Annotated in this window: 13 protein-coding genes; 10 read left to right on the top strand and 3 right to left on the bottom strand. The window is 59.9% G+C overall.

The genetic code is table 11. From position 1 onward, the window contains the following. The first annotated feature begins 1 nt into the window (after position 1). Positions 2 to 1,303, top strand: coding sequence for an MFS transporter (locus HNQ99_RS03020; RefSeq protein WP_246414383.1), 1,302 nt, complete (start codon positions 2 to 4; stop codon positions 1,301 to 1,303). Here the strand turns inward: HNQ99_RS03020 and HNQ99_RS03015 are convergent. After that, a complete protein-coding gene (locus HNQ99_RS03015; RefSeq protein WP_184474175.1) occupies positions 1,260 to 3,554 on the bottom strand; it encodes a CDC48 family AAA ATPase in 2,295 nt (764 codons plus the stop codon). The genes HNQ99_RS03020 and HNQ99_RS03015 overlap by 44 nt on opposite strands. 362 nt (positions 3,555 to 3,916) lie before the next feature. On the opposite strand from HNQ99_RS03015, the gene HNQ99_RS03010 reads away from it, so the two are divergent. Continuing rightward, the gene (locus tag HNQ99_RS03010; RefSeq protein ID WP_184474174.1) at positions 3,917 to 4,795 is read left to right on the top strand and encodes a LysR substrate-binding domain-containing protein; all 879 of its coding nucleotides are present in this window, start codon (positions 3,917 to 3,919) and stop codon (positions 4,793 to 4,795) included. A 55-nt stretch (positions 4,796 to 4,850) separates the two neighbouring features. Here the strand turns inward: HNQ99_RS03010 and HNQ99_RS03005 are convergent, their stop codons facing one another. Beyond that, positions 4,851 to 5,522 (bottom strand): glutathione S-transferase family protein, encoded by a 672-nt coding sequence (locus HNQ99_RS03005; RefSeq protein ID WP_184474173.1) that lies wholly within the window; start codon positions 5,520 to 5,522, stop codon positions 4,851 to 4,853. A 133-nt stretch (positions 5,523 to 5,655) separates the two neighbouring features. On the opposite strand from HNQ99_RS03005, the gene HNQ99_RS03000 reads away from it, so the two are divergent. The 5 genes from HNQ99_RS03000 to HNQ99_RS02980 all read left to right on the top strand — a co-directional run bounded on the left by HNQ99_RS03000 (position 5,656) and on the right by HNQ99_RS02980 (position 10,235). After that, a complete protein-coding gene (locus HNQ99_RS03000) occupies positions 5,656 to 6,669 on the top strand; it encodes an aldo/keto reductase (protein ID WP_184474172.1) in 1,014 nt (337 codons plus the stop codon). A gap of 113 nt (positions 6,670 to 6,782) precedes the next feature. Beyond that, positions 6,783 to 7,094: a hypothetical protein gene (locus tag HNQ99_RS02995; RefSeq protein ID WP_184474171.1), complete on the top strand. Its 312-nt coding sequence runs from the start codon at positions 6,783 to 6,785 to the stop codon at positions 7,092 to 7,094. Between the two features lie 177 nt (positions 7,095 to 7,271). Then, a complete protein-coding gene (sucC, locus tag HNQ99_RS02990; RefSeq protein ID WP_184474170.1) occupies positions 7,272 to 8,471 on the top strand; it encodes an ADP-forming succinate--CoA ligase subunit beta in 1,200 nt (399 codons plus the stop codon). Between the two features lie 88 nt (positions 8,472 to 8,559). Then, positions 8,560 to 9,306, top strand: coding sequence for an electron transfer flavoprotein subunit beta/FixA family protein (locus tag HNQ99_RS02985; protein ID WP_184474169.1), 747 nt, complete (start codon positions 8,560 to 8,562; stop codon positions 9,304 to 9,306). Beyond that, on the top strand, positions 9,306 to 10,235 hold the full coding sequence (locus HNQ99_RS02980) for an electron transfer flavoprotein subunit alpha/FixB family protein (protein ID WP_184474168.1): 930 nt from the start codon (positions 9,306 to 9,308) through the stop codon (positions 10,233 to 10,235). Before HNQ99_RS02985 ends, HNQ99_RS02980 begins: the two co-directional genes overlap by 1 nt. Before the next feature lie 292 nt (positions 10,236 to 10,527). Here the strand turns inward: HNQ99_RS02980 and HNQ99_RS02975 are convergent, their stop codons facing one another. Next, positions 10,528 to 11,169: a hypothetical protein gene (locus HNQ99_RS02975; protein WP_184474167.1), complete on the bottom strand. Its 642-nt coding sequence runs from the start codon at positions 11,167 to 11,169 to the stop codon at positions 10,528 to 10,530. 89 nt (positions 11,170 to 11,258) lie between these two features. Between HNQ99_RS02975 and HNQ99_RS02970 the strand changes: the two genes are divergently transcribed. Genes HNQ99_RS02970 through HNQ99_RS02960 form a run of 3 tightly spaced genes read left to right on the top strand, consistent with a single transcriptional unit; the run spans position 11,259 to position 14,309 of the window. After that, on the top strand, positions 11,259 to 12,182 hold the full coding sequence (locus HNQ99_RS02970; protein ID WP_184474166.1) for a LysR family transcriptional regulator: 924 nt from the start codon (positions 11,259 to 11,261) through the stop codon (positions 12,180 to 12,182). Positions 12,183 to 12,234: 52 nt separating this feature from the next. Beyond that, entirely contained in the window at positions 12,235 to 12,675 is a 441-nt protein-coding gene (locus HNQ99_RS02965; RefSeq protein WP_184474165.1) for an NAD(P)H-dependent oxidoreductase subunit E, read from the top strand. Continuing rightward, the gene (locus HNQ99_RS02960; protein WP_184474164.1) at positions 12,672 to 14,309 is read left to right on the top strand and encodes an NADH-ubiquinone oxidoreductase-F iron-sulfur binding region domain-containing protein; all 1,638 of its coding nucleotides are present in this window, start codon (positions 12,672 to 12,674) and stop codon (positions 14,307 to 14,309) included. The genes HNQ99_RS02965 and HNQ99_RS02960 overlap by 4 nt, the downstream gene beginning before the upstream one ends. Positions 14,310 to 14,325 lie beyond the last annotated feature (16 nt).

Raw genomic sequence — 14,325 nt, 5'->3', positions numbered from 1 at the left:
AATGACGGAGCCGGGCAAAGCCATGCGTTCCGATTTCACCCTGCTGTTCCTGGTGATGCTGACCATTGCCGCGGGGAATACCGGCCTGCAGTCGATCCTGCCCGCCATCGGCCGATCGCTCAATCTAGCCGACAGCGCGGTGGCCGCCGCATTTTCAGTATCGGCGTTGATCTGGACCATCACGGCCCCCTTTTGGGCGCGGAGATCGGAACGACATGGTCGCCGAAACATGCTTCTTCTTGGCCTGGGGGGCTTCGTGACTTCACTGACCCTCAGCGGGTTGATTTTGACGGCGGGAATATTGGGCTGGCTCAGCCCTCTTGCGACCTTTGGCGCACTTATCGTCTCACGTCTCATCTATGGCAGCCTGGGTTCGGCCGCTCCTCCGGCCGCGCAGGCGATTGTCGCCGGCAGGACCGGCCCTGCGGAACGGACTCGCGCGCTCACCTTGCTGTCCTCCGCCTTTGGCCTTGGCACGATCATCGGGCCTGCGCTCGCCCCCTTTTTCATTCTTCCTTATGCGGGACTGGCGGGGCCTCCCTATATTTTCGCGGCAGTGGGCGTTCTGGTCTTCTTTGCGGTGCTGAAATCGCTGCGCAATGTTAGGAGCGACGGCGAATTGCCAGGCGCGATGTCCAGCTATCCCTCCATCGGCGGTCAAAGCACGGGCGCCACCGTCACCGCCGTAACGGGAGGCAAGACTGAACAGATCGGCTGGCGCGATCCCAGGATCCTTGCATGGATACTCGTCGGCCTCATTGCGGGCCATGCGCAAGCCATGGCGGGGCAGGCCATCGGTTTCCTCGTCATCGACCGCCTGGCGCTGCCCCTTAATGAGGCGCAACAGGCCATCGGTATTGTACTGATGGTGGGCGCCGGCGCGGCGCTGCTGGCGCAATGGGGCCTTATTCCCCTGCTCAACCTCGTTCCGCGCCAGCTCGTGCTCTGGGGCTGTCTGCTTTCCGGGACAGGCTGTATCGCCATGGGTTTTGCCACCAGTCTTTATGGTTTGGCGACGACGTTCGCATTGGCCTGTCTGGGGTTTGGCTTTGTCCGTCCGGGCTTTACCGCGGGAGCGTCGCTGGCAGTGGGCGGCGCGGCGCAAAGCTCGGTCGCTGGCAAGGTGACCTCGATCAACGGAGCCGCCTTCATCCTGGGGCCTTCCATCGGCGTCGGTTTCTACGAAATCTGGCAGCCCCTGCCCTATTTCATTGCAGGAGCCACCATGCTGCTATTGTGCGTCTATGGGCTGGTAAAGCTCACTGCTTCTCACCCCTGGGAGTCAGCATCCCTGGAGCAATGAAGCCGATCGGGTTCAATGTCAGCGCATTCTGCTTCAGCTTCGCCTCGATGCTTTCATATTCCTTTTCCATCTCTGGCGTGACTGACGCCCGCGTATCGAGCAGGGCCTGTTCGAAATGGGCCATGCCCACCTTTTGGACATTGAGCGACTGGCGAAGCGCATAAAGCCCGGCGCGGCGCACCAGATCTTCCAGGTCGGCGCCGGTGAAACGGTCGGTGCGTGCCGCCATATCGTCCAGGTCGACGTCCTCTTCCAGCGGCATTTTCGCCGTGTGAATGCCCAATATCCGCCGCCTGCCGCCCTGATCGGGAACGCCGACATAGACCAGCTCGTCAAAACGACCAGGCCGGAGCAGGGCCGGGTCCACCAGATTGGGCCGGTTGGTGGCGCCTATGACAACCACGGATTGCAGTTCTTCCAAACCGTCCATCTCGGCAAGGATGGTGTTGACCACACGTTCCGTCACCTGCGGTTCGCCCAGCCCGCCCCCACGCGCGGGGACAAGGCTGTCCAGTTCGTCGATGAAGATGACCGTCGGCGCCACCTGCCGCGCCCTGGCGAAGAGGCGGGCGATCTGCTGCTCACTCTCCCCATACCATTTGCTCAGCAGGTCGGACGATTTGGTGGCGATGAAGTTGGCCTGCGCCTCGCGCGCAACCGCCTTTGCAAGCAAGGTCTTGCCGGTGCCGGGCGGTCCATAAAGCAGGAAGCCCTTCGCCGGTCGAATACCGATACGACGAAACGCATCCGGATCCTTCAGCGGTAGCTCGATGCCTTCCTGCAGTCTGATCCGCGCATCGTCCAGGCCGCCCACATCCTCCCAACGGACATTGGGCATTTGCACCATGACTTCGCGCATGGCCGAAGGTTGGACGCGCTTCAAAGCTCCTAAAAAATCCTCCCGCGTGACGCTGAGATCTTCGAGCACCTCGGGCGGAATAGTGCCTTCCGCCAGATTCAGTCGGGGCATGATCCGGCGCACTGCTTCAATAGCGGCCTCACGCGCCAGCGCGGCAAGGTCGGCTCCAACGAAGCCGAACGTCGTTCGCGCCAACTCCGCAAGGTCGACCCTGTCCCCCAGTGGCATTCCGCGGGTGTGGATACCCAATATTTCCCGCCGTCCACGCTCGTCAGGTACGCCAACGATGATTTCACGATCGAAGCGGCCTGGCCGGCGTAAAGCCTCATCAATGGCCTCAGGCCGGTTGGTGGCGGCAATTACAACCAGATTGGTCCGCGCCTCTAGCCCATCCATAAGAGTCAGCAGCTGTGCCACCAGCCGCTTCTCGGTCTCGCCGGTCACCTGTCCGCGCTTGGGTGCAATCGAGTCGATCTCGTCTATGAAAAGGATGCTGGGCGCGGCCTTTGTGGCCGCCTCGAAGATTTCGCGAAGCTTCTTTTCGGATTCGCCATAGGCCGATCCCATGATCTCCGGTCCATTGATCAGGAAGAATTCCGCATCGCTTTCATTGGCAACCGCACGGGCAAGCCGGGTCTTGCCCGTTCCTGGCGGGCCATGAAGCAGCACGCCACGGGGCGGGTCGACGCCCAGGCGCTGGAACAGTTCGGGGTAGCGCAGGGGCAGCTCGACCATTTCCCGCAGTTGGTCGATGGTGTCGGCCATCCCTCCCACATCGTCGTAAGTAACGTCCGCCCGCCGGTGTTCGCGGGGCTCCTCATATTCCGGCCGCAGCTCCACCTCGGTATCAGCGTCGATATGGACGATCCCCTTAGGCACCGTACCGACAACGGCAAGCCGGATCTCTTGCAACGCATAGGCAGGAGCTGCCAGCATCTGCCGCAACTGGGGCGGCATGTCGCCGCGGTCTACTTGCTGCTGTCCAGTGGTGGCGATGACATCACCAGCGGTTAACGGGCGATGGAAAAAGCTACGCTTCAAGCCATAGGGACTGCCCTGCAGGCGCAGATTTTCCTGGGCCGGGGCGAAAACGACCCTTTGCGCCGGCCGCGACTCGGCCTTGGCGATCGTGACGAAATCGCCTGATCCCACTCCGGCATTGGCGCGCTGCAAACCGTCTATGCGAAGCAGTTCAAGCCCCTCATCTTCCTTGTAAGGCGCCACGGCCCTGGCTGCTGTCGTGCGCTTGCCAATAATCTCGACTACATCGCCTTCTGCCAATTCAAGCGCGGCCATCGTGGCGCGCGACATGCGGGCCAAGCCCCGGCCGCTATCTTCCGGTCTTGCATTCGCCACCTGCAGCTTGCGGCCTTCTTGCTGTTCTTCTGCCATGCCGACCCCACAAAATAATTGTTACGTCAAAGATAGGATCAGATGAACGCGCTTTAACCCCCAAAATGTCCATTGGGTTTTGAAAAGTTCGCCCAGAGGTTTAAAGGGCACAAAAAAAGGCCGGTCAGAAGACCGGCCGTTGGAAGTTGTTAGGAGAGGATGCCTGAAAGGCCCGTTCCTAATGCGTCCGAACGGAGAGTTGTGCAAGTGCGAAGAGCTCAGTGATGATTGCAGAAATTGCAACCCATCCAAAATTATATAGAGCCACGGTTTTTCCTAACTGTATTCATGCTAAATAAACCTGCATGGATGCTGTATGGTATGACGCGCTGCAAAAAGGACAGGATTGAGGAACAGCGACAATGCGGCGATTGCCACCTCTTACGGCTCTTGAGGCCTTCGTGCAGGTTGCCCGACTCGGTTCGGTCAAGGCAGCCGCGGAGGAACTCGCACTGTCCACGCCGGCGCTCAGCCGGCGGGTGCAAGCCTTGGAGCGGTTCATCGGCAAATCCTTATTCGATCGCAAGCACCAGTTGCTTGAACTTAACGCCGATGGTCAGCGATTGCTGTCCAACATCGCACCGGCCCTCGACGTCCTGTCCATCGCGGTGGAGGAGGTTCAGAAGGACAATAACCAGCTGCGCCTGCGGCTGAGCGTCCTGCCGTTGTTCGCAAGCCAACGGCTCTTTCCCCGGATGGGAGAGCTAAGGCATTTGCATCCCAACCTGCACCTCGACATCGAAACCACGCCGCACAGTATCTCCCGCCTGGGTGAAGGGCTGGACGCCGCCATCGTCCTTTCGCAGGACGTCGAACCTTCGCTTTATGCCCATGAGCTGGATCATGACGATGTCTACCTGATCGCTTCGCGCGACCTGGTGTACGGTCCCAACGCCATCACCAAGGCGGAACAGATCGCCAATATGACGATCCTTGTTCACCGGGAAATGCCGGGCAGCTTCGATGCATGGAAGGAAGTGGTGGGCCTCCCCGATCTGGAGCCGGCCGCTGTCGATAATTTCGATTCCGGTCCCCTGATGCTGGAGGCCGCTGCTCAGGGGCTTGGCGTCGCGTTCATGCACGCCAGCCATTTCCATCAGGCGAAGGACGACCGGCTCGCCCGGCTTTTCGACGTGCCGGTGAAGAGTCCTTACCGCTACTGGTTCGTCTGCCGCCCCAAGGCGCTGCAGAACCGGGCGGTGAAGATCTTCCACGACTGGCTGATCAAAGCCGACATCTGAACTACGCGCCTGCGGGGGGCGCGGCCCGCCCCAAAAATCCGGCGCGCCCCAATCTTCAGGCCAGCATCTTCCGGGCATCCTCGACAACATTATCATCGCCCACCGGCGCCGGATCCCTGTATTCAGGCACCGTAAGGCCCTTTTGCACAGCCGGCCGTTGCGCGATCTCGTCCTTCCAACGCTGCAAATGCTGCAGGCCGTCCAACTCCACGCCAGACCATTTATGCCCCCGCACCCAGCACCAGCTGGCAATATCGGCTATACTATAATCCCCGGCGAGATACTGGTTGTCGGCAAGCTGCGTGTTCAGCACTTCGAACAGCCGCCGCACCTCGCGCTGGTAGCGATCAATGGCCGAAGGCAGGCGTTCGGGGAAATAGCGGAGGAAGACATTCGCCTGGCCCATCATCGGCCCCAACCCGCCCATCTGCCACATCAGCCACTGTATCACGCGGCTGCGCTCCTTGGTCCCGGTGGGCAGCAACTTGCCCGCCTTTTCCGCCAGATAGATCATGATCGCGCCGGATTCGAAGATCGGAAAGTCGCCCTCGTCATGATCTATGATCGCGGGGATGCGCCCATTGGGGTTGATCTTCAGGAACCATTCTTCCTTCTGCTGTAGAGCGCCAAAATCCAGGTTGCGGAAGGTATAGGGCATCCCCAGCTCCTCCAGGGTCACGGAGGCCTTGTAGCCATTGGGCGTGGATGCGGTAAAAAGTTCGATCATGTCGCTTCTCCTCGACAGGCGCAAAGGGCCTAGATAATGGCTTGAGGTGGCACCGCAATGCAGGCTGGGCTCTCATTGCGTCCCTTCGCATCGCTCGATAACATCTGTTATGACCCATAACAAGGAACCCCTGATGTCCCTTCCCCAGCGAAAGATCGGTCCGTTAACGGTTCCGGCCATTGGCCTTGGCTGCATGAATCTAAGCCATGCCTATGGCGGTCTTCCGGATGAAGCGGCCGCGATAGCCTTGCTGAACCGCGCGCTGGACCTAGGCTGCACCTTTTTCGACACCGCCGCCCTCTATGGGGACGGCGACAATGAACGGCTGCTTGCAAAGGCGGTCATGCACCGCCGCCGCGAGTTTACGCTCGCCAGCAAATGCGTCCTTGATTATCGCGATGGCAGGCGAGTGCTCGACGGCCGTCCTGAAACCATTCGCAAGACGTTGGACGAAGCCCTTGTCCGGCTCAATACAGATGTCATCGACCTTTATTATCTGCATCGCCTCGACAAGAATGTGCCGGTCGAAGACAGCGTTGGAACCCTTGCCGACGCCGTGAAGGCAGGCAAGATCCGAACCATCGGGCTAAGCGAAATGTCCGCAGCCAGCATTCGTCGGGCACAGGCGGTCCATCCCATCACTGCTGTTCAAAGCGAATATAATCCCTGCGTCCGCAATATCGAGATCGCCGTCGTGGCGACTTGCCGCAAACTCGGCATCGGCATCGTTCCCTTCTCGCCCGTCGCACGCGGACTGTTGGCGAACGCCATTCATGACGGGAATTATGCCGAAGGCGACATCCGCAGGAACTTTCCCCGCTTCGTCGAACCCCAACTGAGCCACAATCTCAAGGCCGTCGCCAATTTCAACAAGCTCGCGGTGGAGGCGGGCTGCACCCCGGCCCAATTATCGCTGGCCTGGATCCTTTCGAAGGCCAAAGACATGGTCCCCATTCCCGGCACCCGCAACATTGCGCATCTGGAAGAAAATCTGGGCGCGGCGAATATTGATCTGAACAGCGAAATGATCTCGCGCGTTGAGGTCATCTTCACCCCTCAGACCATTCGCGGCAATCGCTACAACGCCTCTGCGCAGGCTCAAATCGATACGGAAATGTTCGACTATGAGTTCGAAAATGCGCGGTAGACTGGCATTTGTGGCGTTGAAGAAGCAACGCGTCCGCCCGCCAGCAAAGCACTGTTCATCTTCGCCATGGCATGCACATGGCATAAGAGCCGCTCGCAGAAGGTATCGCGTCCATGAAGAAACTTGCCCTCATCCTCTCGCTTGCGGCGCTTTCGGCCTGCGCCACGTCACCTGAAACCAAGGTTCGGAACAGCCTGTTAAAGATGGGCTTGTCCCCGTCAATGGCAGGCTGCATGGCCGAACGGATGGTGGATCGGCTTTCGCTGATGCAATTGCGGCGTCTGTCCGCGCTGTCTTCGATCAAGGAAAGCAATCTTGGAGGGATGACGGTGGACGAGTTCATCTACCGCACCCGCGCGCTGCAGGACCCAGAGATACTTTCCGTCGTCACATCGTCCAGCCTTCGCTGCGCCATTATCAACTGAAAAGACAATAGTTGGGAGGGATTAGGGTTCACAGACCTCTCCTTTGCAATTCGCAACTGCGAAGAATTTGCAATTTTGCAAAGCTTGATTTTGCAGCAAGACTGGAAATTCCCCTGAAGCTGTGCTTTAGCGCCTGCGCATGAGTCTCTAACACCGAATTGACAGGCAGGCGAGCAGATGAATATCCACGAATATCAGGCGAAGGAATTGTTGGCGAAGTACGGTGCCCCCGTGCCTGCGGGATTTGCCGCGATGAGCGTTGATGAGGCTGTTGCCGCTTCGGCCAAGCTTCCTGGACCCCTGTATGTCGTGAAGGCGCAGATCCACGCTGGCGGCCGCGGCAAGGGTAAGTTCAAGGAACTGCCAGCCGAGGCCAAGGGCGGCGTCCGTCTTGCGAAAAATGCTGACGAGGTTCGCGCCGCCGCTTCCGACATGCTGGGCAACACGCTGGTCACCATTCAGACAGGCGAAGCCGGCAAGCAGGTCAATCGCCTTTATGTCACGGACGGCGTCGACATCGCCAAGGAGTTTTATCTCGCACTGCTCGTCGATCGCGTGACCGGCCGCATCGCCATTGTCGCTTCCACCGAGGGCGGCATGGACATTGAGGATGTGGCTCACAATTCGCCCGAGAAGATTCACACCCTTACCGTGGATCCGGCGACCGGCCTCATGCCACACCATGGCCGTTCGGTGGCCAAGGCGCTGAACCTGACCGGTGATCTTGCCAAGCAGGCCGCCAAGGTTACCCAGGCGCTTTACGACGCTTTTCTGGGCACCGACGCCTCTCAAATCGAAATCAATCCGCTCGCCGTTACGGCAGACGACAAGCTGGTCGTGCTTGACGCCAAGGTCGGCTTCGACAGCAACGCCCTCTTCCGTCACAAGGATCTTGTGGAGCTGCGCGACGAGACCGAGGAAGATCCGATGGAGCTGGAGGCGAGCAAATATGACCTCGCCTATATCAAGCTGGACGGAAACATCGGCTGCATGGTTAACGGTGCGGGCCTTGCCATGGCGACCATGGACATCATCAAGCTGAACGGGGCTTTCCCGGCCAACTTCCTTGACGTTGGCGGCGGCGCCTCCAAGGAAAAGGTAACTGCCGCATTCAAGATCATCCTTTCCGATCCTGCGGTCGAGGGGATTCTCGTCAACATCTTTGGCGGCATCATGCGCTGCGACATCATCGCTGAGGGCATCGTGGCTGCAGCCAAGGAAGTGAACCTGTCGGTGCCTCTCGTGGTTCGCCTCGAAGGCACCAACGTGGAACAGGGCAAGGAAATTCTTGCCCATTCCGGTTTGCCGATCGTGTCAGCCGACAATCTGGGCGATGCAGCACAGAAGATCGTTGGCCAAGTCAAGCTTGCTGCCTAACCCGTCGCCTGCCCGCTTTTGAATTCCATAGGAACCGGCGGGCATGTTTCCCTCTCCAGGAGGGAAGGCAGGAATTGGAGGAAAAACGATGAAGATCCTGGTACCCGTGAAGCGGGTGATCGATTACAATGTGAAGCCACGGGTTAAGATGGATGGGACGGGCGTCGACCTGGCCAACGTCAAGATGTCGATGAACCCGTTCGACGAAATCGCGGTAGAGGAAGCCATTCGCCTGAAGGAAAAGGGCGTGGCCACCGAAATCATCGCAATTTCGATTGGTGAAGCCAAGGCTCAGGAAACGCTGCGCACCGCGCTCGCCATGGGTGCCGACCGCGCAATCCTGATTACGAGCGAGACCGAGGTAGAGCCGCTGGGCGTTGCCAAGCTGCTCGCCAAGGTGGTCGAAGAGGAACAGCCCGGCCTGGTCATTCTTGGCAAGCAGGCGATCGACGACGACAGCAACCAGACCGGTCAGATGCTCGCTGCACTCACCGGCCGTCCGCAAGGCACTTTCGCGTCGAAGGTTGAGCTCGAAGGCGACAGCGTCAACGTGACGCGCGAAGTTGACGGCGGCCTTGAAACGGTGAAGCTTGCGCTTCCCGCCATCGTCACCACCGACCTTCGTTTGAACGAGCCGCGCTACGCTTCGCTTCCCAACATCATGAAGGCCAAATCCAAGCCGATGGCGCAGAAGACCCCCGCCGATTACGGCGTGGACATCACCGCGCGCCTTTCGACCCTTAAGGTTTCCGAACCGCCTAAGCGCGAAGCGGGTATCAAGGTCGCGGACGTGGACGAGCTAGTCGGCAAACTCAAGGCTCTGGGAGTGGCATGATGAAGACGCTGGTTTGGGTAGAACATGATAATGCGTCGCTGAAGGACGCAACGCTCGCCGCCGTCACTGCCGCCGGCAAGCTTGGCGAAGTGCATCTGCTGGTTGCGGGCAAAGGCTGCGCCAGCGTGGGCGAACAGGCCGCCAAAATCGCGGGCGTCGCCAAGGTGCATGTCGTCGATGACGCCGCCTATGAACATGGGCTCGCTGAAAATGTCGCGCCGCTGATCGTAGACCTCATGGGTCACCATGACGCCTTCGTGGCGCCCGCAACGACGACGGGCAAGAACATCGCACCCCGCGTGGCTGCGCTGCTCGACGTCATGCAGATCTCCGACATCCTCTCGGTTGAGAGCGAGGATACCTTTACCCGTCCCATCTATGCGGGCAACGCCATCGCGACGGTCAAATCGTCCGATGCCAAGAAGGTGATCACCGTGCGTGGCACCGCCTTCGACAAGGCGGCGACCGAAGGCGGATCGGCTGCCATTGAGCAGGTTTCGGCAACGGGCGACAAGGGTCTTTCGAGCTTTGTCGGCGCTGAAATCGCCAAGAATGAACGCCCTGAGCTCACCTCCGCCAGGATCATCGTGTCTGGCGGGCGCGCGCTCAAGGATAGCGAGACCTTCCAGCAGTACATCATTCCGCTCGCCGACAAGCTCGGTGCAGCCGTGGGTGCTTCCCGCGCCGCGGTCGATGCGGGCTATGTGCCCAACGACTATCAGGTCGGCCAGACCGGTAAGATCGTCGCGCCTGAAGTCTATATCGCCGTCGGCATTTCCGGCGCGATCCAGCATCTGGCGGGCATGAAGGACTCCAAGACCATCATCGCCATCAACAAGGACGAGGACGCTCCGATTTTCCAGGTCGCGGACATCGGCCTGGTCGGCGACCTCTTCAAGATCGTGCCGGAACTGACTGGAAAGCTCTAAGCTTTTCGTCATCCGCTCAATGAAAAAGCCCCGGTTCATTCCGGGGCTTTTTTGTATCGTCGGGCTTGTATCGTCGGGCGGCTCACGCCTGTCTGGCCATTTCTAGAATATGATGACTTTACTTTGACCCGCTCGCCCCAAGCCCTCGACTGCCTGAAAGCTAGACGCTCGGAATAAGGCAGAATTCGAGGGGCGTTGACTGACGACGGGGGTCTCGACTTTGCTCGACACAGGCGGGAGCGGGTCACCTGGTGTCATCAGAGCCTTCGAGCTAACAGCTCCGCTCACGCAGTCACTTCACCCGTTCATATCTGAGCCGCGCGCCATCCCTCAGCATCTCGACACCGTCCTGCCCCTGCTCTAGCGGAAGATCCCGGAAATCCGGCGTTCCCATATCATTGGGTTCCAACAGAAACTGCAGCGCATATGCATCGGCCGGGACGGAAAAATCCGGCGACCGAACCCCGAACATCGGAATAGACAGCGTCACCAAAGTTGGTTTGCGTCCCTTCGGAATATCCGATCGCCAGCCCTCCTCCTGAGTATAGCCGTTGACGACCGTCTGATCATCAAAGTGTAGTTGCACGTCGACACCGGCGATCCCTTGCCCGTCTGGCCCCGTCACCGCGACAGACAATTCTCCTTCAGCACCGGTCGCAGCGCTTTTCAAGATGAACTTCGGCGGGACAGGCGCCGGCTGGGTCGTGAGCAGTATTCGCTTGCCTTCCCGGCGCCAGACACCCTCGGCCATTTCGTCAAGCGCGCCATAGATCAGATAGTAGCGAAAGTGGCCATCGCCCGTCAGCTCCAGTTCGGATGCCGCGTCCTGGACACCCGTCAACCGATAACGTCCGGCCTCCTTTGGCCCTGGTGCGGCATGCAACGGCGGCGCGGCAAGGAGGGCAAAGGCTAGAAGGACGCGGCGTGCTATCACGCGTCCCTTGTGCGCCTGAAACGAACACTGCGCCAGCCCCGTAGATGAACCTTAGGTGACTTCGGTTCCGATCATGCTATGTCCGGCCCATGCAGCTACGTTATCTTGAATATTTCGTCGCTCTTGCCCGTGAGCGGCATTTCGCGCGCGCGGCGGAAGCCTGCCATGTGGCGCAGCCGACGCTTTCTGCCGGACTATCGACCCTGGAAGACATGCTTGGACAGCGCCTTGTCATTCGCGACCGGCGTTTCGTCGATCTCAGTCCTGAAGGCTATGCTGTCTTGCCCTTCGCGCAGCAGATGTTGGCCGATCATCAGGCAATGCGGACAGCGCTCAACTGCGACACCGGGCCGTTGCGGGGCACGCTGCGGCTGGGCGCCATACCAGCCGCCATGCCTTCGGCAGGTTACTTGGTCAAAGCCCTGACAACGGAACATCGCGGCTTGCAGGTCAGTGTCCGCTCAATGACGTCCCGAGAAATAGAACGCAGCTTGGTAGCCCGTGATTTGGACGCCGGGATCACTTATCTTTCCAACGAGCCCCCCGCCCAGGTACACAGCGTCCTGCTTTATTGCGAACAATTTGTCTTTGCGACCGGCAGCGGCAGCCCTCAGGCGGAGCTTAGCTCCATCACCCTTGCGGAAGCCGCCGAAACGCGGCTGTGCCTGCTTCATGAAGGCATGCAGAACCGCCGCATTCTCAACACGAGCCTTGCCGCGCGCGGACTTTCGGTTGATCCGGTTGCGACGGCCGACAGCTATGTGGCGCTGCTTTCGATGGTTGCCAGCGGGGGGCTGCACGCCATCATCACCGACAGCCACAGCGCGATGGTGGCGGCGCATCCGGCGCTACGCCTCATCCCCTTCTCCGACCCGCTTCCCCCTAATCAGGTCGGGCTGGTGATCATCGATCGGGAACCGCTATCCCCGCTCGCCCGAGCGGCCTTCACTGTGGCGGGCAAGCTCAATCTGCGCTCACCGCTGCCAGCTTTTGATAGACAATACCCATCATAAAATTCCGATTTCTATTTGACATTCGCTATCAAAAGGCGGAACGCAGCCTCCTATGCGTGAAGATCAAGAAGATTGCGAGATAACGGCCATCATCGCCCGTCACGTCAACCGGGAAGGCCCACTTCTGCCGATATTGCACGATATTCAGGATGCCTTCGGGCATGTCGGCGAAGCAGCCAAACGCCAAGTCGCATTGGCGCTCAACCTGTCCCGCGCCGAAGTCCATGGCGTCGTCAGCTTCTATCACGACTTCAAGAATGCGCCGGAAGCGCTGCCCGTCATAAAGCTTTGTCGCGCAGAAGCCTGTCAGGCGCGTGGCAGCGAGGCGCTCACGCCAAAGCTGGAAGCGCTTGCCGCTGGCCGATGCAAGGTAGAGACCGTCTATTGCCTCGGCCTCTGTTCTGTCGGGCCCAACGCATTGGCGGGCGGCAGCGTCTACGCACATCTGGATGAAACCACCGCGCGTGACTTGATTGCGGAGGTGGCGGCATGAAGATCTACATCTCCGACGACGCCCTCGCCATCGCCTGCGGCGCGAACCGGGTCGCCGCCGCCTTCGCAAAGGCCGCGCCCGAAGCAGAGATCGTCCGCACCTCCAGTTGGGGCATGCACTGGCTTGAACCCTTGGTGGAGATCGACAACGGCGAAGGTCGTATAGGCTATGGACCATTGAAGCCGGGCGATGTTGAGACAATTCTCGATCTTCATGATCAATCCCGCAAAAGCGGGGACCCATCTCGCGTCGATCTCGTACGCAACGAAGGCGATGATATGGATACCAGCTTTCGCGGGAATGACGAAATTTGGGTGGGTAGCGTCGCCGATCACCCCTACATCGCCTCTCAAACCCGCCTCACCTTCGCACGGGCTGGCAAGACGCGCCCTACCAGCCTTGAGGACTATCGGGCGACAGGTGGCTGGGCCGGCCTTGAAAAGGCCCGCGCCACAACGCCCGACGCAGTGATTGAGGAAGTCCTGCAATCCGGCCTTCGTGGCCGCGGAGGCGCAGGCTTCCCGGCCGGGATCAAATGGCGGACGGTCGCCAACGCCACGGCTGCACAAAAATATATCGCGTGCAATGCCGACGAAGGCGACAGCGGCACTTTCGCCGACCGCATGCTGATGGAAGGCGACCCCTATTGCCTCATCGAAGGCATGGCGATCGCCGGTTATGCGGTTGGCGCTGACAAGGGCTTTATCTATGTCCGCTCCGAATATCCCCACGCCATTCGCAAACTTGACGAAGCCATAGACAAATGCCGCGCTATCATCGCGCCTTTCAAGGTCGAGGTGCGTGTGGGCGCGGGCGCTTATGTGTGCGGAGAGGAAACCTCGCTCCTCAATTCGATAGAGGGCAAGCGGGGCGAAGTCCGCGCCAAACCGCCGCTTCCGGCGCTTGAAGGGCTTTTCGGCAAACCTACCGTGGTCAACAATGTGCTGACGCTCGCGGCTGTGCCGTTCATTATGGCAGAGGGAGCTTCGGCCTATGCCGACTATGGGATGGGGCGCTCACGCGGCACCATGCCGCTGCAGATCGCCGGCAACGTCAAACATGGCGGTCTTTATGAGACCGCCTTTGGCGTGACACTGGGTGAAATCGTGCACGACATTGGCGGGGGCACGGCGAGCGGCCGCCCGGTCCGTGCGGTGCAAGTGGGAGGACCGCTCGGCGCTTATTTCCCGCCCGCCCTGTTCGATACCCCCTTTGATTATGAGGCATTCGCTACCAAGGGCGGACTTATCGGTCATGGGGGCATCGTGGTGTTCGACGATACCGTCGACATGCTCGCCCAGGCGCGTTTCGCCATGCAATTCTGCGCGGCGGAAAGCTGCGGCAAATGTACCCTTTGCCGCCTTGGCTCGATAAGAGGCGTCGAAACGCTGGACCGTCTGCGCGCTGGCGGACGCTCCGGTCCGGACCATGTGGAGCAACTGCCGCAAATGCATAATGCCAAGGGTGGCGTCCGCACCCCCGCGGCTGAACTCGAACTGATCACCGATCTCTGCGAAACCATGAAATATGGATCGCTTTGTGCATTGGGGGGGTTCACACCCTATCCGGTCATGAGCGCCATTGCCCATTTCCCTGAAGATTTCGGGGTCAAGCAGGAAGAGGCGGCGAAGTGAACATATATATTCCTCG

Origin of the sequence: Rhizorhapis suberifaciens (assembly GCF_014200045.1) — a bacterium.
Lineage (GTDB): Bacteria > Pseudomonadota > Alphaproteobacteria > Sphingomonadales > Sphingomonadaceae > Rhizorhapis > Rhizorhapis suberifaciens.
Note: the sequence above shows the minus strand (reverse complement) of the source record. Positions and strands in the feature narration are given on the sequence as shown.